17 protein-coding genes and 2 pseudogenes are annotated in these 18961 nt (G+C 69.4%); 8 read left to right on the plus strand and 11 right to left on the minus strand.

From position 1 onward, the window contains the following. Positions 1–126 precede the first annotated feature (126 nt). From LGI35_RS07920 to LGI35_RS07930, 3 genes are all read left to right on the plus strand, one after another. The gene (locus tag LGI35_RS07920) at positions 127–522 is read left to right on the plus strand and encodes a DUF6069 family protein (protein ID WP_227300239.1); all 396 of its coding nucleotides are present in this window, start codon (positions 127–129) and stop codon (positions 520–522) included. 58 nt (positions 523–580) lie between these two features. After that, positions 581–1165: a nucleosidase gene (locus tag LGI35_RS07925; protein ID WP_227293187.1), complete on the plus strand. Its 585-nt coding sequence runs from the start codon at positions 581–583 to the stop codon at positions 1163–1165. A 229-nt stretch (positions 1166–1394) separates the two neighbouring features. After that, positions 1395–2267, plus strand: coding sequence for a YihY/virulence factor BrkB family protein (locus LGI35_RS07930; protein WP_227300240.1), 873 nt, complete (start codon positions 1395–1397; stop codon positions 2265–2267). Here the strand turns inward: LGI35_RS07930 and LGI35_RS07935 are convergent. The 6 genes from LGI35_RS07935 to LGI35_RS07960 all read right to left on the minus strand — a co-directional run bounded on the left by LGI35_RS07935 (position 2236) and on the right by LGI35_RS07960 (position 7669). Beyond that, complete coding sequence (locus tag LGI35_RS07935) at positions 2236–3402, minus strand: alpha-hydroxy-acid oxidizing protein (protein ID WP_227293188.1); 1167 nt, start codon at positions 3400–3402, stop codon at positions 2236–2238. The two genes, LGI35_RS07930 and LGI35_RS07935, sit on opposite strands and share 32 nt — an antisense overlap. A 155-nt stretch (positions 3403–3557) precedes the next feature. Continuing rightward, positions 3558–4100, minus strand: a complete 543-nt coding sequence (locus LGI35_RS07940; protein WP_227293189.1) for a TetR/AcrR family transcriptional regulator — start codon at positions 4098–4100, stop codon at positions 3558–3560. Between the two features lie 10 nt (positions 4101–4110). Further along, positions 4111–4695 carry a sugar O-acetyltransferase gene (locus LGI35_RS07945; RefSeq protein WP_227293190.1) on the minus strand — a complete coding sequence of 195 codons (585 nt, stop codon included), beginning with the start codon at positions 4693–4695 and terminating at the stop codon, positions 4111–4113. Between the two features lie 133 nt (positions 4696–4828). Next, positions 4829–5779, minus strand: coding sequence for a hypothetical protein (locus LGI35_RS07950; RefSeq protein WP_227293191.1), 951 nt, complete (start codon positions 5777–5779; stop codon positions 4829–4831). A gap of 112 nt (positions 5780–5891) precedes the next feature. Beyond that, positions 5892–6500, minus strand: a complete 609-nt coding sequence (locus tag LGI35_RS07955) for a dihydrofolate reductase family protein (RefSeq protein WP_227293192.1) — start codon at positions 6498–6500, stop codon at positions 5892–5894. An 896-nt stretch (positions 6501–7396) separates the two neighbouring features. After that, a complete protein-coding gene (locus tag LGI35_RS07960) occupies positions 7397–7669 on the minus strand; it encodes a hypothetical protein (protein WP_227293193.1) in 273 nt (90 codons plus the stop codon). A 325-nt stretch (positions 7670–7994) separates the two neighbouring features. Here LGI35_RS07960 and LGI35_RS07965 point away from each other — a divergent pair, with 325 nt between their 5' ends. Further along, on the plus strand, positions 7995–8153 hold the full coding sequence (locus LGI35_RS07965; protein WP_227293194.1) for a hypothetical protein: 159 nt from the start codon (positions 7995–7997) through the stop codon (positions 8151–8153). A gap of 262 nt (positions 8154–8415) precedes the next feature. On the opposite strand, the gene LGI35_RS07970 is transcribed toward LGI35_RS07965, so the two are convergent. Then, positions 8416–9339, minus strand: a complete 924-nt coding sequence (locus LGI35_RS07970; protein ID WP_227293195.1) for an endo-beta-N-acetylglucosaminidase H — start codon at positions 9337–9339, stop codon at positions 8416–8418. A 694-nt stretch (positions 9340–10033) separates the two neighbouring features. Here LGI35_RS07970 and LGI35_RS07975 point away from each other — a divergent pair. The 4 genes and pseudogenes from LGI35_RS07975 to LGI35_RS07985 form a co-directional block, all read left to right on the plus strand. Continuing rightward, positions 10034–10216: pseudogene (locus LGI35_RS07975) on the plus strand (hypothetical protein); the annotation flags it as partial. 120 nt (positions 10217–10336) lie between these two features. Next, positions 10337–10549: pseudogene (locus LGI35_RS46575) on the plus strand (hypothetical protein); the annotation flags it as partial. A 356-nt stretch (positions 10550–10905) separates the two neighbouring features. Then, positions 10906–13026 (plus strand): SpoIIE family protein phosphatase, encoded by a 2121-nt coding sequence (locus LGI35_RS07980; protein ID WP_376223296.1) that lies wholly within the window; start codon positions 10906–10908, stop codon positions 13024–13026. 131 nt (positions 13027–13157) lie between these two features. Then, entirely contained in the window at positions 13158–13385 is a 228-nt protein-coding gene (locus tag LGI35_RS07985) for a DUF6000 family protein (RefSeq protein ID WP_264484720.1), read from the plus strand. Between the two features lie 327 nt (positions 13386–13712). Here the strand turns inward: LGI35_RS07985 and LGI35_RS07990 are convergent, their stop codons facing one another. The 4 genes from LGI35_RS07990 to LGI35_RS08005 form a co-directional block, all read right to left on the minus strand. Next, complete coding sequence (locus tag LGI35_RS07990) at positions 13713–14273, minus strand: DUF6817 domain-containing protein (RefSeq protein WP_227293197.1); 561 nt, start codon at positions 14271–14273, stop codon at positions 13713–13715. Between the two features lie 407 nt (positions 14274–14680). Next, positions 14681–15631: a ThiF family adenylyltransferase gene (locus LGI35_RS07995; protein WP_227293198.1), complete on the minus strand. Its 951-nt coding sequence runs from the start codon at positions 15629–15631 to the stop codon at positions 14681–14683. 41 nt (positions 15632–15672) lie between these two features. After that, positions 15673–16917, minus strand: coding sequence for a periplasmic substrate-binding domain-containing protein (locus LGI35_RS08000; protein ID WP_227293199.1), 1245 nt, complete (start codon positions 16915–16917; stop codon positions 15673–15675). After that, positions 16914–18956: a B12-binding domain-containing radical SAM protein gene (locus LGI35_RS08005; protein WP_227293200.1), complete on the minus strand. Its 2043-nt coding sequence runs from the start codon at positions 18954–18956 to the stop codon at positions 16914–16916. Before LGI35_RS08005 ends, LGI35_RS08000 begins: the two co-directional genes overlap by 4 nt. Positions 18957–18961: the final 5 nt, after the last annotated feature.

Raw genomic sequence — 18961 nt, forward strand, 5'->3', positions numbered from 1 at the left:
CCCGGCTACGGGCAGGATCCGCACCAGCTCTACGGGCCTGACCCGGCACACCCCTACCCCGCGTACGGACCGTACGTCGACAGCCCACCGCCTGCGCCCCCGCAGCCACGCGTCGACGCCCGCAAGATCTGGTCCGGCGGCCTGATGACCGCGCTCGTCGCCGCGCTGACCGCGGTGGCCGGTGTGCTCCTCGTCCGCGGTGTCCTCGGCGTCGCCGTGTTCGCGCCGGAGCGCGACGGCGCGATGGGCGACGCGTCCACCGGACTGCTCGCGGGCGGCGCCGCCGTCGCGGCCCTCGTCGCGACGCTGCTTCTGCACCTCCTGTGCCTGGGCACACCGCAGCCCGGGCGGTTCTTCTCCTGGCTCGTCGCGCTGGCGACACTCGTCATGGTGCTGCTGCCCTTCACCACGTCGGTGGCCCTCGTGACGAAGGTGGGCACGGCCGGCGTCTATCTCGCGGTCGGGCTCACCATCGGAATGCTGCTGACCCCCGTGGCGCGCGGCGCGGTCCGCAGCCCCTGACCGGACGTTCCGTGCCCCGGCTGCGGGTGGGCGACCGCCCCGCAGTTACCGTTGCCGCATGGAACTCATAGGTGAGATCACCGCCGGCCGCCCCCTGCTCGTGCTGGCCGTGAAGGAAGAGGCGCAGTTCCTCGACACGGATCTCCCCGTCCTGCTCACCGGCATGGGCAAGGTCAACGCGGCGACCGCGCTGGCCACCGTCCTGGCCCGCGGCCCGCGCCCCTCGGGCATCGTGAATCTGGGCACGGCGGGTGCGCTGCGACCGGGCTGGACGGGCACCCACGTCATCGGCTCCGTGATCCAGCACGACCTGGACAACGCCGTGCTCGCCTCCCTGACGGGCGAGGTCTACGGTGCGCCGATCGACCTGCCCGACCACGGCGGGCCCGTCCTCGCGACCGGCGACTCCTTCATCTCCGACGAGGCGGCCCGCGCCCGCCTGGCCGCGCACGCCCCGCTCGTCGACATGGAGGGCTACGCTCTCGCGTCCGCCGCCCAGCAGGCCGGTGTTCCGCTGCGCATCGTCAAGCACGTCAGCGACGAGGCGGGCGACGGCGCGGCCAGGACGTGGCGCGAGACGGTCGCCGACTGCGCGCGCGTCCTCGCCGACTGGACCACGCGAAACGTCCCCGTACGCCCCTGATCCACGACTCCCCCGGCAGGCCGCGGGTCCGGCGATGAGATGATCTCGGGCCATGTCCCGCGCGCGCCGGCACTCCCGCCGAGCCCGTCGGGCGCCCTCCGACCGAGACGAGCACGCCTTGGGAACCCGGCCGACGGCCCAGGTCACCCGAACCGTCCCCTCCTCCGCCACGTCCGCCTCCGCCGACGAAGGCGACGACGACCACGGCCCCGTGCCGGGCGACACGTCGATGTCCTGGCCCCGGCTGTGGGCGGCGCTGCGTCGCACGCCGGTGTCGATGTGGAGCGACGACGTGTCGGACTGGGCCGCGGCGCTGACGTACTACGCGATCCTCGCCCTGCTGCCCGCCATGCTCGTGACCGTCTCGCTCATCGGCCTGGTCAGCCCGGCGACGACGGACGCCCTGATCGCGCAGGTGACGGCCTGGGCGCCCGCCGAGTCGGGCGCCGCCCTGCACGAGTCGCTCCGCCACATGGCACACGAGCGGTCCGCCGCGCTCACCGTGACGATCGCGGGCGCCGTCAGTGCCCTGTGGTCGGCGTCGAGTTACTCGGCCGTGTTCCGCCGGGCCCTGCACACGCTGCACGGCGTCCGCGACACGAGGCCCGTGTGGCGCAAGGCCCACCGCATCCTGCTGACCGCCTGCACCCTGCTCGCGCTCCTCGTGACCAGCGCGCTCGTCCTCGTGCTCAGCGGATCCCTCGCCCAGTCCCTCGGGCACTGGCTCGGGCTCGGCGACACGGTCGCCGCGGCCTGGGACTTCCTCAAGTGGCCCGCCCTGCTGTGCCTGGTGGCGCTGCTCGTCCTGGTCCTGTTCCGCTCGGGGCCGCCCGCCGCCCGAGGATGGCGGCACGGCCTGCCGGGCGGTCTGCTGGCCGCGCTGATCTGGCTCGTCGCGTCGGCCGGCTTCACGTTCTACGCCTCGCAGCTCGGCACCTACAGCAAGCTCTACGGCTCCCTGGCGGGGGGCATCGTCTTCCTCGTCTGGCTGTGGGTGTCGAACCTGGCGTTGCTGGCCGGGGCCCAGTTCGGCGTCGAACTGGACCGGGCCGCGCCCCACCCGCCGGAGGTCAGCGCCGGCGACGCAGCGCCTGCGGAGTGAGGTCGGCGAGCGTCGGGTAGCCGTCGACGGCCATGATCAGGTCGGTCTCCGCGAGCAGGGACCGCAGCACGTGGACGATGCCGTCGACGCCGCCGAGGGCGAGCCCGTAGGCATAGGGGCGGCCGATGCCGACCGCCGTCGCGCCGAGGGCGAGCGCCTTGACCACGTCGGCCCCGGAGCGCACGCCCGAGTCGAACAGGACGGGCAGACCGTCGGCGGCCTCCACCACGTCGGGCAGGGCGTCGATGGCGGCGAGCCCTCCGTTGGCCTGCCGTCCGCCGTGGTTCGAGCAGTAGATGCCGTCGACGCCGCCGTCCTTGGCGCGTCGTACGTCCTCGGGGTGGCACAGACCCTTGACGATCAGCGGAAGGTTGGTGAGCGAGCGCAGCCAGGGGAGGTCGTCCCACGTCAGGGGGTTGCCGAAGACGCTCGCGAACTGCATGACGACGGCCTGCGTGTCATCGGCGCGGCCCTGCGGGAGCCGGGAGCGGAAGACCGGGTCGGAGGTGTAGTTGCTGAGGCAGTGGCCGCGCAGCTGGGGGAAGTTGCCGGTGGACAGGTCGCGGGGCCGCCAGCCGGTGACCCAGGTGTCCATGGTGACGACGATCCCCTTGAAGCCGGCCGCCTCGGCACGGCTGACGAGGCTCTCGGCGAGGTCGCGGTCGGTCGGCGTGTAGAGCTGGAAGAAGCCGGGGGTGTCGCCGAACTCCTTGGCCACGTCCTCCATGGGGTCGGCGGACAGGGTGGAGGCCACCATCGGAACCCCCGTGCGCGCGGCGGCCCGTGCCGTCGCCAGGTCCCCGTGCCCGTCCTGCCCGCAGAGCCCGATCACACCGACGGGACACATGAACAGCGGGCTGTCGAGCTTCAGTCCGAAGAGGTCGACGGTCAGGTCCCGCTTGCTCGCCCCGACGAACATGCGCGGAACAAGCCCCCACTGTTCGAACGCGGTGACGTTCGCGCGCTGGGTGAACTCGTCGCCCGCGCCACCCGCGACGTACGACCACACGGACGGCGCGAGCGCCTCGCTCGCCCGCTGCTCCAACTCCGCGAAGCCCATGGGCAGCTCGGGGACGACACCCCCGAGCGCGTTGAAGTAGATCTCGTGCTGGTAGTCACCGAACTGCTGCGTCATCGCGGCCACCCTCCTCGTCGAACGCCACCGTGTCCTGGCGGTGGCGTTCAGACACTAGTGCGCAGGCCTGCGGATGGGAGCCCGTGGGGTGCAGGGTCAGGTCCGCACCCCACGGGCGGCTCGATGCCGGCTGCGCGCCGAGGGCCGGCCGGAGATCAGCCGGAGGTCATGCGCAGCACGGCCGCCCGGGTGAGCTCGCGGCTCTGCGGGGCGGTGTCGAGGGAGCGGTGCAGGACCAACCCCTCGATCAGCGCGTCCAGTTGGCGGGCGGTGTCCGCGTCGAAGTGCCGCTCCAGGAGGTCGCGGCTGCGCGCCATCCAGGCGTGGGTGAGTTCGCGGTACTCGTCGCGGCGGGCGGCGAGGGCGTAGAGCTCGTGGGTGAGGACGAGATCGCGACGCGAGCCCGCGGACAGCGCGTGGATGAGGTCGGTGACGGCTTCGCGGGCCCGCTCGGGGGTGCCGACGTCGGCCAGGTGCCGCTCGAACACGGCCACGATCTCGTCGGCGAACCGGGTGAAGGCCTCGCGCAACAGGTCGTCGATGCCGGCGAAGTGGTAGGTCATCGAGCCGAGCGGCACGTCGGCGCGTACGGCGATCTTGCGGTGGGAGACCCCGGCGACGCCCTGTTCGGCGATGTGGTCGAGGGTGGCTGTGAGGATGCGCTCGCGGCGCTGTGGGTCCGTGCGTCCGGTAGCCATGGGGCGCCGGTCAGAGGGTGCGGACGGGGCGGGCGGGGTTGCCGACGGCCACGACGTTCGCCGGGACGTCCTTGGTGACCACGGCTCCGGCGCCGATGACGGAGTTGTCCCCGATGGTCACTCCGGGGCACACGATGACCCCGCCGCCGAGCCAGACGTTGTCGCCGATGGTGATGGGCAGCGCGGCTTCCAGCTTGTCGCGGCGGGGCTGCGGTTCCACCGGATGGGTGGGGGTGAGGAGTTGGACGTTGGGTCCGATCTGGCAGTCCTCGCCGATGGTGATCCGGGCGACGTCGAGCGCGGTGAGGTGGTAGTTGACGAAGGTGCGGGCGCCGATGGTGATGTTGCCGCCGTAGTCGACGTACAGCGGCGGCCGCACCTCGACGCCCTCTCCCACGGACTCGAGCAGGTCGGCCAGGATCGGCCGGGCCTTGTCGGCGTCCTCGATGAAGGCGTCCTGGTAGCGGGCGGCCAGCCGCATCGCCCGCTGCTGACGCCGGGCGATCTCCGGATCGTCGGCGATGTAGAGGTCACCCGCGAGCATGCGCTCCAGGTTCGTCCGCGGGTCGTCGGCAAAGTGGTCCGTCGTCGTCATGCGTACGATCGTACCCTCCAGAATGTACGAACGTACGCTCGCGATCGACGAGTCACCGGGCGCAGTGCGCTCGGCCCGGCCAACCCGGCCAACCCGGCCAACCCGGCCAACTCGACTAACCCGACTAACCCGGCTAACCCGGCTGCCGCATCAGCATGTCCCGGACCGCGATGCCGTGGTGGACGCGCAGCCGGTGCAGTTCCCACAGGCCGACGGCGGTCACCGAGACGGGGGCGCCGAGCATGAGCAGCACCCGGAGGGGGCCCGGCACACCCGCGTAGGCGTCGGTGAACAGGTCGACGAGCGTCATCTCCCACACCAGCGTCATGGCCAGCAGCGGCGGCACGGTCTCGTGGATGTCCGCGGTGCGGAAGACGTGCACGAGCGCCAGGCCGATGCCCCAGAAGATGAAGGGCACCACCCACAGGAACGTCAGGATCGTCACGCCGTAGGTGACGACCGCCATCGCCGGACCGGTGGCGAACCGGCCGTCGACGAAACCGGAGAGCACGGCGGCCGGGAACACGGCGACCGCCGCCACGATCGCCACGATCGCGCCGAAACACCTGCCGGCCCGGCGCAGCAGTTCACGGCGGGCGGAGGGCGCGGCGAGAGCGAGCAGGACACCCACGGCGACGGGGAAGGTCACCGACAGCATCAGGACGCTGTTCCAGGACTGGCTCAGCCGGTCGTCGGCGATGTCACTCACCGACTGGGCCACCTTGTACGCCAACGACATCCACACCAGCGCGCCCAGACCGACCAGCGTGCGGATCTTCTGGACGCGGGCGACGAGGGCGTCGTCCACCATGCCGGGGCGGGACGGCTTGAACACCCTGCGGGCGGTGTGGATGGGGCCGATCCTCACCCACAGCCGGCGGAAGGGGCCGGGCGGTACCGGCGGGCCGGGGTGCGGCGGGTAGGGCTGGGGCACGTAGGGGTGCGGGATCCGCGGCGGGTGACCACCGTCGGGCGGCTGTGGCGGGTACGGGCCCTGGGGCGGTGGCGGGTACGGGCCGGGCTGGGGCTGGTGCCCCGCACGTGGGTCGTAGGGCGGCTGCCCGCCCGGATTCCAGGCGTTCATGTGTTTCCCCCGAGGTGTGACCGAGATGGGACACGAGCGGCAACACAATAGAGGCGGCGCGTCCCGAAGAACCCTTGCCGGGCGACACGGCGACGGTATCGATGCCGACGGTTCAAACGGCGGTGGCCGGGCGGTAGCGCACGTTCACCACGAGCGACGGGTCGCTGCCGTTGACGAGGCCGAGTCGGACCGGCGCGCCGCCGGGGTTGTCGAACAGGCGGATCCCGTCGCCGAGCAGGACCGGCGCGATGTGCAGGTCGATCTCGTCGATGAGCCCGCGCTCCAGGAGCTGACGGCCGATCGTGGGTGACAGGACCTCAAGGTTCTTGCCCCCGGCGGCATCCAGAGCGATCCGGACCGCCTCGGCCACGTCGCAGTCGAGGAACGTCACGCCGTCTGCGGGCTTCAGCTCCTCGGGACGGTGGGTGAGGACGAACACGAGCCCCTGCCACCGGCCGCCGTAGGTCGCGCTCGCGTCGGGGTAGGCGTCCCAGCCGTCCCGGCCGCCCAGCACGGCGCCGGTCGTCTGCGCGTACTCCTCGATCAGGCCGGGCCGCGACGTGACGCCCGTCATCCAGTCCATGGAATGCCCCGGCCCCGCCACGAAGCCGTCCAGGGACATCGTGAAGTGCCAGAGCACCTTGCCCGATCCGGTCTGCCGTTCCGTATCCGTGATCGGCGGGGCGGCATCGGGGTTCCGCGGGGTCTCGGCGGTGGGCATGAGCGGTCCTCTCGTCGGCGGTCACTGTTCCATGGACCCGGTACGACCCGAGAACTCATCGCCGACGCCCGGACCCTGCCGCTTCCGCAGTCCGTGACGGCGGAGGGAGGGTGCCCGGCGGCAGGAAGCCGGCGGCGTGGGCGTCGACGGCTTTGCCCCTGCTCCGCGGGCTCGGCGATTCGCACGTTGGCCAGACGACCGCGCACACGACTGAGCGTGTGGTTGCCGTTCGCCTCTTCGCCATGCGCCACAGCCTTGGCGCACAGGCCGAGCACGCCGGACGCGGCAGGCAACGGCACGTTGTTCGTCTGTGCCGTCTCAAGGCCTAGACGCAGGTCCTTGGCCTGGAGGGCGACGGGGAAGCCGGCGTTGCCGTCGCCTGTGAGCCCCACCCGACGGCGCCAGGTCCCAAGAACCGGTCCAGGTACTGACCGACTCGGCTTCGCATCAGGAGGTCTCGCGCGTTTCTATAGATCAGCAGCGAGTGAGGCCGTGTATCGCAAGCAGAGGAAAGACCTCCTCGTGACCTGCTCGGCCCAGAAGCTCGGGTTCGTCCAGTGCTGCGAGCGCATCGGTTCGCCGGGATGCGTTCAGGCCGCCTGTGACTCGCAGCCGTGGATGACCACCCCGAGGCGGCATCGAGCGAGGAGTTCCGACACGAAGCGAGGTCTTCTTGGTCGGGCAGGCCAAGGCAGACGGGGCGATGCAACCCTCACCGGGGCGCACGAACATACGCCTGCGGACCGGCACGCCGCCTCGCAGGCCAGGCGCGGCTCCGGCACGCACGGCCTGAAGAGCGGGTGCGACACGACGAACCGGCCCCGGCACACTCTCGAAGGGACGCGCCGGGACCGGTTCCTGTTCGGATCGCCGCCCCCTACGGGCGGGTGCCGGCGTCAGCCACGGGGGCCGCGGTGGCACTCCTGATGGGCGGGACGCCAGACGCGGGTCCACTGGCCGGGGTGCCAGCGGTGGTGCCGGTCCCGGAACGCCGGGTGCCACTGCCGTGCCCAGTGGCCCGCCACCTTCACGCAGTGGTGCGACGCCACCGGCGGGCGGTGGTCCTGCGGAGCGGCCGACGCGGTGCCGACCGTGCCGACGACCGCGCCCGCGGCCAGCGCCACCGTCGCCGCCCCCAGGGCCGCGGCCCTCTTCAACCCGTTGATCATGTTCAGACCTTTCCCTACGAACCGGGGCTGACGCCCCGGCACTGCCCGGACCGTTCGGCCGGGCACGCACTGATCCTCACCTTCCGAAACCGCCAAATCACCGCAGAACACTGCCTCTTAGGAAATGCAGATCCATTTCTCATTCAGCTCAAATAGTCATATCTACGCGTCCATGCTGTAGTTCCTCGCACGCCACCACCCTGCACATGCACCACCACTCGGGGACCGCGGCACAGGCGCCCCACCTGGATGCGCTCGGCCGTCGCCGAGAACCGCACCATGCGGGCCTCGGAGCCCCACCTCTGCAGCGTGGTGGTCAGGCGGGGTGGCCACTCGATCCGACGCCGGGACCGCCGAACATGCCGACTCCGCGAACAGCGAGGTCAAGCCCGACCATGCCGCACTGTTCGACCGGCCGGCCGAGGCGGCCGACGAGGTCATCGTGATGCCGCACGAGATCACACCCTTGGCAGCGGCGGGATAAGTACCGCCCACATGCAGAAACGCCATCCACGCGACCGATGTCTTCCTGGCGGTTGGCTGCCCTGAGACCGAGCCCCAAGCGCTCGCGATCCGGTCATCGGACCTGACCCGCAAGGATCGAAGGGAGCGGGCGACACCGACGTGGCCACGCTGTGCGACCGCGCTTCCGACATCGTTGTCGAAAACGCGGCCTGCACGGGTCGCCGCCCTATGGGATGCGGCAGGCCCCGAGGGGGCACCGCGTGCCGGGGCGTGCGGACGCCTTATGGCGTGTAGACGGCGTCACTGCCGTACAGCTCCCTGGTGAACGCGGAGACGTCGGCGCTGCGATCGGCGCCGTCGAGGTTGTACGTCAGATAGACGCCGTACCCCTCACTGACGGTGCGGCGGGCGAGGTCCGCGACCGTGCTCTGCGAGGTCCGGCCGATCTCGACGGCCGCCGGCGAAAGCTTCGACTTGGGCAGTGCGATGCCGGGGACCTGCCAGGTGCCGTAGTACGGGTTCCAGGCGTAGTCGAACTTGGACGAGACGTCGACGCCGCCGTAGGACAGGCGCGACGCGGCCGGGCCGATGTTGTAGAGGCTGATGATCTTGTCCGGCATGTTCGCGCGCAGTGCCGTCACCAGGTTCACGAATGAGCTGTCGTTGGGCTGGCCGGTGCCGTTGTTGCCGTACTCGGCGTACTCGTCGTCGAAGTCGATGCCGTCGAGGCCGTACTGGGCCACGGTGTCCGACAGTTGCTTCGCGAACGCCGAAGCCGCCTGCTGGGACGGGAAGTTGGCGAAGCCCGCGCCCTGGTGGTTGCCGAGCACCGAGAGGACGACCTTGATGCCCTTCTGCTGCAGCGGGCGTATCTGCGTGGCGGCATTGTCGAGGACGCGCTGCACGTTCTCGTTGAAGGACAGATACGCCGCCTTCGTGCCCGTGTCGTAGTTGATGTTCGCCGCGAAGATCACGGCGACGTCGAAGACGTTGCCGCCGCCGTTGGCGAGCGTGTACTTGCCGGCGTTGAGCATGCTGTTGTTGTTCACCTCGATGTACGCCACCGAGGTGGGCCCCGCCTTCGCGGGGGAAGGGGCGGGGGCAGCCGCCGCGCCGGTCGTGGCGGTCGCGCCGAAGGCGAGGGCCGCGACGGCCGCGAGCGCGAGCGCGGCCGTGCGCACTCTGCTCCGTGCCAGAGTCAACATCGTTGATCGGTCTCCCATCGCATGGTCGGCGCCCGACTTGTTCGGAAGCGCCGAGTGAGCGCTCCGAGTTTTCCGCTCCTGTGACCGAATCCCGGGAATCGTGCGCGAACCCTTCACGACTCCTACGCAGGCGGCACCACAACTCGGCTCCTAGGAAGGCGAGTTGGTGCATGGCGATCGACGGTCGGCATACTCCCGTGAGAGATCGGCGGACCCTCGGGGATCCGGGGACAGCACCCGCTTCTCGTTCTCCATCAGCCAGGCAGTGGCTCGGCGGATTCAGCGGGGCGTTCTCGTCGACGACCCCGTCGGCGTCGCCGTACGCCCACACCCCCACCGGTGTGCACATAAGGGCGGGGCCGCACACCGTCCCGCAGTGCCTCCGCCGCTGCGCGGCCGACGTCCGCCGTGCCCTCGGCGGAATCCGCCCCGAGATGGACAGAACGCGTCTGGATCACTGACACCCCGAGCCGCCGGCGAACGACGACACTCCGGGAAGTGGTCAGCCACCGTCGCGGTGCGCAAGCAGGGAACGCACCAGGGATACGCGTACAGGTACCGCTTACGGATGCGCTCCCATAGGGCTCCGTAGCCCTTGGCCGTGGTTGTACCGCGCTGCTGCTCGGCCTCCCTCGCGCGCTTGGGGCAGCACCCGCCCGTGGTCAGTTGAGGGCAGCCGGGGACAGAACATAGCAGCACCGAAGAGGCAACCACCTTGCTGCACAAGGGACTTGAGGCCGTCGCCGACGAGCGGCTGTGGGTCGATCCGGACTGAGGCCTGAAGACCCGCGGCCGGCCCGAGACCCGCGCCTCCCTGGAGAACCTCGTGGCGGCGGCCCGCACCATCCGCGAGGAACTCGGGGCATCCGCGTCCTGATCCTGGGCACGCCCAGCTGGGCCGGGGCACCACGGTGCCCCGGCCCGGCGCGTCATACGGGGACCAGGAGGGCATCACGCATGGAGAACAAGCCGCAGCACATCGTGATCGACGGCAGGGGTCTTCGACGGCAGCAGCACCTCCCCACGCCTGTGGCACGCACGTACAACCGGCGAAGGGGGCCGGGGGCTGCTCCTCGTGGCACAGTTCGCCCGAGGGTGGGGCACCCACCACACCACGACCGGCAAGATCATCTGGGCCGACCAGAGCATTCCGGCCTCCGGCGAGAGCGGCCCACACGTCGCCGAGGCCGTGAGGCGACTGGCAGATTGAGCCGTCTCGGCTCTCAAGACTCTGTTGCCGGGATCCCGCTTCGGGACCAGGTGCCGAGTGTCCGCTGGCTGCGGCGCTTCCGGCGGCTCCTCAGGCCTGCAGACAGCAATGCCCGCAGCAGCCTCCGATCGGCCCTGCGGTCCCGTGGAGATATCGGCGCCTGAGCGTGCCGCCTGTGCCAACGGTGGCCTGCCGGACACCGCCCTTCCCGTACAGGCCCGCGCCACGCGAATGGGGTGTGTTCTCCGGTGGTCTGGGTGACCATGGAAGTCGAAGCCGCCAGCAGGCGCAGACAGGCCGCGCCCCGGTCCGAGGGGTGGCTCATGTGGCGTCGGCGGGCAGAAGGAGTGCCTGCGATGAGCGAAGCCGAGTGGCCTCCCCCGGACATCGGCCAGGTGTTCAGCGGCCGAGCGAGCGACGAACCATCACAGCCGAGTGGGTTGATGGACCTTCTGGGAGTGGCGGCCGTGCTGCTGGACGCCGAGGGACGGGTCGTCCTGTGGAGTCCGCAGGCCGAGGAGCTGTACGGCTACACCGCCGAGGAAGCGCTCGGGCAGCACGCCGCCCAGCTACTCGTCCCCGAGGAGGACTGTGATTGGGTGCTCAAGAAGTTCGCCGAGGTCATGGAGTCGGGCCGGAGCTGGGGTGGCACGTTCCCCGCCCGTCGGAAGGACGGCGGCACACGGCTGGTGGAGCTGCGCAACATGCGGCTCCTGGACGACCGCGGCGACTTCTACGCCCTTGGGCTGGGCACCGACGCGCCCACACTGCGCGAGGTGGAACGGGACGTAGCCCTCTCCACCCGGCTGATCTCCCAGTCCCCCATCGGAATCGCCATCCTCGACTCCGACCTGCGGTACCTGGCGGTCAACCCCGCGCTGGAGCGGATGCACGGCGTCCCCGCGAAAGACCACCTCGGTCGCCACTACCGCGAGATCATGACGGCTGCGAAGTTCGAAACACCCGAGGCCGCGATGCGGCAGGTCCTCGACACCGGGGTGCCCCTGATCGACCAGTCCACCATCGTCGGCCACAGCCCGGCCGACGAGGCACCGCGCCTGCACGCCTGGGCGATCTCGGCCTACCGGCTTGAAGACACCCAAGGCCGCGTACTCGGGGTGGCCGAACTCGTCACGGACGTCACCGAGCGTTACCGATCGGCCAAGGAGGCGACCGCGACACGGCGGCGCCTGGCCGTGATCGCCGACGGCTCCGCCCGCATCGGCACCACCCTGGACATCGCACAGACCGCCCGGGAGCTGGCCGACGTCACTGTTCCGGAACTCGCCGACGTGGTCTCCGTCGACGTGCTCGACTCCGTCATCGACGAGCACCGGCCTCGCACCACCGCCGGTCCCGCGTTCTTCCGTGCCCTCGCGCTCAAGGCCTCCCACCCCACCGAGGCCCTCCTGGCCGCCGATCCGCCCGGCCACATCGCCGCGTACGAAGACAACCGCGTGGCCACCCGCTGTGTGCGCACCGGTCGGCCCATCTTGATCCCGCACGCCGACGGAAGCGACCTGACAGCCATCGCCCGGGACGAGCACGCCGCAACGCTGCTGGCCCGCGCCGGAGTGCACTCCTACATGGCCGTCCCGCTCATTGCTCGCGCCACCGTCCTCGGCTTCCTGGGGCTGACCCGCGCCCGCGACCCACGGCCCTTCGACGAGGACGACCTCGCCATCGCCACCGAACTGGCCTCCCGCACCGCAGTGTGCATCGACAACGCCCGCGCCCACCAGAGCGTGCGCAACGCCGCCGAGACCCTGCAGCGCAGCCTGCTCCCCCACCATCCACCCCACCTGCCCGGCCTGCAGGTCGCCTCCCGGTACCAGCCCGCACAGGCGGCCTACGAAATCGGCGGCGACTGGTACGACGTCCTCCCCCTGGGCGGCGACCGGACGGCCCTCGTCGTGGGCGACGTCATGGGCAGCGGTATCGACGCCGCCGCGACCATGGGCCGTCTGCGCACCGCGACCGCGGCCTTCGCCGGCCTGGACCTCGACCCCACCCGTGTCCTCCAGCAGCTCGACACGATCACCTCCGGACTGGAGCCATACATCGCCACCTGCCTCTACGCCGCCTACGACCCTCACCGTGGGGAGTGCCGCATCGCCAACGCCGGCCACCTGCCCCCCGTCCTCATCCGCGAAGGCAAGCATCCCCAGCTGCTCGACCTGCCCACCGGTACCCCACTCGGCGTGGGCGGCGTCCCCTTCGAGACCACCACTCTCTGCCTCGACCCGGGTGACCAGCTGATCCTCTACACCGACGGACTGGTCGAAACGCGCCACCACCCCATCGACGAGCGCCTCGACACGCTTCTGCGCGTACTGGAAGCACTCGACTGCCCGCTGGAAGAAACCTGCGACCGGCTCCTGCACGATCTCCGGCTGCCCGACGACCACGACGACGTCGCCCTGCTGATCGCCCGCAGCCAGTCGTTCACGCCAGGCGATGAACGACGTCCCCGCTGACCCGAAGCAGCAGACGGCGACAACCGCCAACAGGCCACCATTGCCCATGAAGATCCTTAACTGCTGCCCCTGGTTCGCCGCATGTCACGCCTGAACAGCGCTACATGAAGCTCGGCGGCAGCTTGCTGCGCATGCGGAGCCCTCAGTACGACCAATTCATGCAAAACCTCTGCCAGGACGCCGAGCTCATCACCCCTCATGAGATCGAAACCCTTCTTGAGGGCGGGTGGCGCGAGAGAAAGACTGCGGCATGGCTCGTGGCGGTCTCCCGCCGGACCGGGTTCCGTGAGCGCCTCGGGGAGCTCATGCCGGCGAGCGTCTGCTGTGCTGGACTGGCCAATTGCGTGGCCCTGACTTGATCGCTGTCTTCGTGAATCCCAGAGGCGACCAAGCTGCCCGATTCATGCGTCCCTGCAGCCTCTGGCAACAGTGGCTCCGGGATGCGCCCCACATACAGAGCACCACGGACCCCACCCCCGCCTGCCTGAGCCTTGTTCGCCGGCTTTGCGCCTTCGTCGACGAGTGCGCTGAAGCGAGGTGATGGCCGCGTATCTCGTGACGGTCTCGCTGTCCCCTGGCCTGCCGCTCCGGGGAGGTCAGCTCCGTGTGCTGGACACGGGGTTCAAGCTCTCTGCCGTTCGCCATCCTGCTCGGGTAGGTGTCCCCAACCGACGTAAGGAGGCGGCTCAGTCCTGCGGAGCCGCCGCAAGCACCGTGCGGCAGTCCGACCAAGCAGAGTGGCTCAGCAGCGGCTGGAATCGTGCGAAAAGAGAAAGGAGTTCGGCTCCCCACTTCTCGCGGAAGGCGGGGTCAGTCCGGGCAAGGTCGAGTTCGTTGGCGGCGGACAGCTCAGCGAAGTCCCGTCGAAGGTGCGGCTCCGGAGCATGATGAAGGCCGGTGAACCGATCCCGGAAGGCGTCCTCGGCATCCATCAGCGTCGGATACGTGGCTCTGCGGTCACACGATGCGTAGAGATACACGATGGCTTCGGCCTCGACACCGATCGACTCTGCAAGTTCGGCGCGCCTGTCCAGAGGCAGCAAGGCGGTGGGGAAACCGTCGGTGCCGTAGAAGGCGTGACACAGACCCGCGACCTGGAGGGCGGGACGGGCGCCCCATAGAGCGAGTTGGCCCTGGACACGCTGGAGGTGCGCGACGAGAGTGCCGCCCGGATGAGCGATGTCCGCAGCACCGAGCTTGCGCAGCAGCACAATGGCCTGATCGGCAGGGGCAGGAGAAGCAGGCACGGGCAGTGTCCTTCTGGCTCACGAGGTCAGCACCCGCCCGCGCCTTTGCCTGTGGTCCGGACCCTCGGAAGCACCGGACGGGTTGTCGCTTGGGTCCCGCACTTATCATTGTGGACCCCAAAACCCCAGTCAATCCTAGGGATTTCTGCGCAATACCCAAGCTTTGACTTGCGCCCTGCCCTGGGGCGCCGTAGTTCGGCGCAGCCGCACAGGGCCAGAGCGTCACGCAAGGCGTGCGCCTCGTCAGGGGTGCCGTCCCGGAGCAGGTCGAGGCCACCCACCCGACGCGGCAGCCGGGCCCCTCAACCCTCACACACCAGGAACCCCACCCGAGCAAACCGAAAGGTCCGCCGCAAAGCTGACGGACCCTCACGAGAGATCGAGGTCAGAGCTGACCTTCCGCACTCTCAGGTCAAAGCCGTCCCCAGCAGCTCGACGCGATGCGAAGTCGTTCGGGCGCTCACACCGAGTATGCCGAAGATGAGATCACGGCCCATCGTCGCGCCCACCAGCGTATTGACCGGGCCGAACGAGGCCGCCATCGGTGTGACCGCGGCTCCGGCCATGGCCTTTGCCGCTTGGCGTGACGCGATGAAGGCCGGGACATCGGCGGGCCGGATCAGCGGGCCACTCGACCCGACTCGGAGGCCGCAGCCTCCCGTGATCATCGACGCTCCGCGCTCAAGACAGGCTTGAGCGCACAGTTCCGGCAGCGATGCAGGACGGTCGGCCGCGACAACGAGGAACCCATCTTCGTGCAGGTACGGCACCAACGCCTCGCTGGTCGTGATGGTTTCCACGACAGCGGTCGGCTCCGCTTCAGGGAGGCGCTCACGCACCCACTCGCGGGCCACATCGGCCTTTGCCCGTCCGACGTCACAACGCCGGTAGAGGTATTGGCGGTTCAAGTTCTCCAGCGCGACCCGATCGCCGTCCACGAGCGTGAGCCCGCCCACGCCCGCACCCACGATCTCAGCCAGCACCGCGCCGCCGATGCCACCGACGCCGAGAACGGTCACGTGCGCCGCGCGCAGTCGATCCTGTGCCGCGCCGGCATCCAGACCCAAGGCCGCGAAGTACTCGACCTGGTTCCTCCAAGCGGACGCGTGCCACGAACGGTCGAACGGTGCGACTACGAGGCGACGCCGAAGAAGCGTACGCACGATGGCGTCCACTTGGCTTCCGCTCGGCGCCGGGAGGCCGGCCGGCTCGTCGGAGACCGCTTTGAGCCATTCGAAAATCGATTCAGGGCAGCGTCGGACCAGCAGTACCTCGTCGGAAAAAACGCGCAGCTCGTCGCCGTCACGGGACCAGGTCGCCGCGGGCGAGAGAACGAAGCGGTCGATTCCGTCAGCCATCCCTGGCCTTCCTTCGTAGCGAGATCACCGTTTGGCGAAGATCATGAAGAATCGGCGTTCCAGCTGAACCGGGGGAAGCGCACGGCGCCCATCGGTGGCCAGGGCCGACCCGCCAGTGCCTCGCGCTGCAGCCAGTGGCCTCGGAGACGCAGAAGCGGCAGGACCGGACACTGCTCACGGACCGCCCGACGCAGCGCGTCGTACGCCGCATCGTCGTCCGGGACTTCGGACAGCCGGTGCAGCAGCGGCGCGAGGACGGGGTCACGGCGCGCCGGGTCGAGCAGGTCCAGAGCACAGAACGGATCCTCGAAGAGCGGGCCCCGCAACGCGAGGAGCAGGTCGCAGGACTGCGCCGAGCCCGAGACGAAGTCGGCGGGTGCCGGCTCGACCTCGACACCGAGGTTCTCGGTCAGCTGGGCCGCGACCTCTTCGGCCACGTCCAGGTTGGGGTAGTAGTCCCAGTACCCCAGGCGCAGCCGTACGCCGGAGCCGACGGTGCTGGGTGGTGCCTCGACGTGGTGGTCGGGCGCTGCCGACTCCGCACCGTTCCAGCACCGTGCGACAAGGCGGTCGTAGCGAAGCGCGCCGAGGAGCCGGCGACGGAACTCCGCGTCGCCCACCGCCGACGGGCTGTCGGGGTTGATCTCCAGACGCATCTCGATCGCGGTCGGTGCCGTGTGGAACACCTGGCTGTCCGCGAAGTCCGGGACGCGGTCGAGCGGAAACGCCGTCGCGCACGTCACATCGACCTCGCCCCGCCGGAACCTCTCCGGGGCGTCGCGCGGATCGCGGCGGACGAGCACCCGCACAGGTGGCGTGCCGGCCTTGACGGGTTCGAGCCAGTACTCGTCATCGGCGGTGCGCACGGCACGCTCGTACGTACCGGAGGACAGTTGCCCGCACGACGAGATCGGAGCGAGATCGACGCTCCGGAGCAGGCTGGGAAGGTGCGGCGCCTGGCGGCGGAGCTCGATGACGAGCGCGTCCTTCGATGTGCGGACGGCGCGGATGTCGCGCAGGAACCGCTGGAGCGACGGGACCGTGAGCGCGGTCCGGATGGCCCGGGCGTGATCGCGCGCACGCACCGGGCTCCCGTCGGAGAAGGACGCGCCCTGCTGGACGCGGTAGTGCTGGCTCAGCCCGTCGTCCGCGATCCACATGAGATCGAGCCGGCTACGTTGGCTCGCCGCGGCGAACCAACGGCTGAGGTAGTCGCCTCCCGTCGGTCCGTGCCATCGAATCGGGTCGTCGTCCACCTCGACAAGGACGGGGCGCGTCACGTTCACGTGGTCACGAGGGGGCTGTCGGCCACCGGAGGAGTCTGTCCGGGGGCGTCCGGCGAGGCGTCGATCTGGGCACACAACCCTGCCACCGCCGTCGCGACCTCGCGCAGCCGGCCAGGGGCGATGTTCGCGAGGAGAGCTTCGCGTTCTTCTCGCCCGCGCGGCATGAGGGCCTTGAACATCTTGGCCTGCGCCGGCGTCAGACGCAGAGTCGACACCTCTGCCTCACTTGCGCGATATACGACCACGACCGTCGGACGGCTCAGCTCCGGCTTCCAGGTGATTTCGCGCGGGTCGGAGATCATCGTGACGACGTCGACATCGAAGTCCGAGATCAGGAAATGTGGCTTTTCCTCCACGGTGGCGGGCCGCCGGTATACGTTGACGAGCTCTTCCTCGACCTCGTCTCCCCGGAACTCCGCAAGCATCGAGTCGTATGCGAACAGCGCCCTGGCGGCTTGCGCATGCACGCCCTCCATGTGGGCCAGAATCTCAGCGAGCGCTTCCTCGATGGGCATTGCGGCCCGTTCGAGCAGTGCGTCGATGAATTCAACGTACGTGTGTCCCGCACCCTGCTTGAGGAATCGCAGCAGGTGGTAATAGCGGCGCGTGAAATACCGTGAAAGGCGCAACACGTCCTGGTAGTACTCGTAGTCCCGATTCCCGCTGCGAATGAAGGTGAATCCGGTGAAGGTCGCCAGATCGTCCTTGATGAGCGCGCGGACGTCCGATGGGAGGAAGGTGCCCATGACGTCGAGTCCGCTGTCGAGTGGTTCGAGTTCGGCCCGGTACTCATCCGTGATCTCAGCGCCGGGAAGCGGCTGAAGCACACTGAGGTCGCTGTTGACGGCGCCGTAGGCGATCGCGTCGAAGACGACCTCCAGCGCCTTCTCGAGGTCTTCGGCGCTTTCGTCCGGATATCCCACGATCGTGTTCGTCTCGAACTGGATGCCGACTTCCTTGGCGGACCGGAAGAACTCGTAGGTCCGCTTCGTGGAGGGCATCTTCAGCATGGCTTTGAGGATCTTCTCCGACCCTGCGTCCGTGCCGCAGAAGATGTTGAAGCATCCCGCGTCGGCCATGCGCCGCAGAAGGGACGGGTTGACATTGTCCGGTCGGACCGCGCAGCCCCACTCGAACATGTCGTTGTGCTCGGAGAAGTAGGACACGAACTCGTCCAGATACGTGCGCTTGTTGGCGAAGTTGTCGTGCAGGAAGTTGAACTGGGTCACCCCGTACGTGCGGTGCAGGAAGCGAAGCTCTTCGAGGATGACCGCGGGATCCTTGATCCGGAAGTCGCGGTCCCAGAACGTCGACGTCATGCAGAACTTGCACGAGTAGGTACACCCGGAGCCGATGTGCACGTCGAAGATGTGCGGGGTCGACAGCCGGATGTAGTCGCCCATCGGGACGGCGTCGTACGCGGGCATCGGCACGAGGTTCAGGTTCGTGGTCGGTTGAGGCCCGCTGGACACGGCCTGGCCGTTCTTGCACGACCAGAAGCCGCGTACCTCGGTGGGATCGGCCCCGTCGGCAATGGCATCCGCGAGGGCGGTGATCGCGAGCTCTCCCTCGCCGCGGCACACGAAGTCGACGCAGTCGGCGAAGCGCGGGAGGGCATCGGGGAAGACACCGAACGTCCCGGGTCCGCCGAGAACCACCGTGACATCGGGCCGCAGCCGCTTGACCTCACGCCCGATGAGAAGGCATGCCGGGAGGGTGTCCGCGAGACAGGTGAGGCCGAGGATGTCGGGATCGGCGGCGAGGAAGCGAGCGCAGGTCCGGTCGAGCCAGTCAGCATCACCGGGCTCGAAGGCACCGATCCGGTGCTCGTACTCCAGGTCGACGACGACGGTGGGATGACCATGCGCCATCAATGGTGAGGCAATGCAGAGCAGTCCGAGAGGAACGAAGAACGGAGAATTGACATCGGAATTGATCAAGGGCCGGCCGAGCGTCACACGAGCATGCCGCGTGGACGACCGAACCGGCACCTGGCCCTCCCCAGCGAACGAGAGGGCCAGTCGCTTCTGGGTCGGCATCAGAT

The sequence above is a fragment of the Streptomyces longhuiensis genome (genome assembly GCF_020616555.1).
Taxonomy (GTDB): domain Bacteria; phylum Actinomycetota; class Actinomycetes; order Streptomycetales; family Streptomycetaceae; genus Streptomyces; species Streptomyces longhuiensis.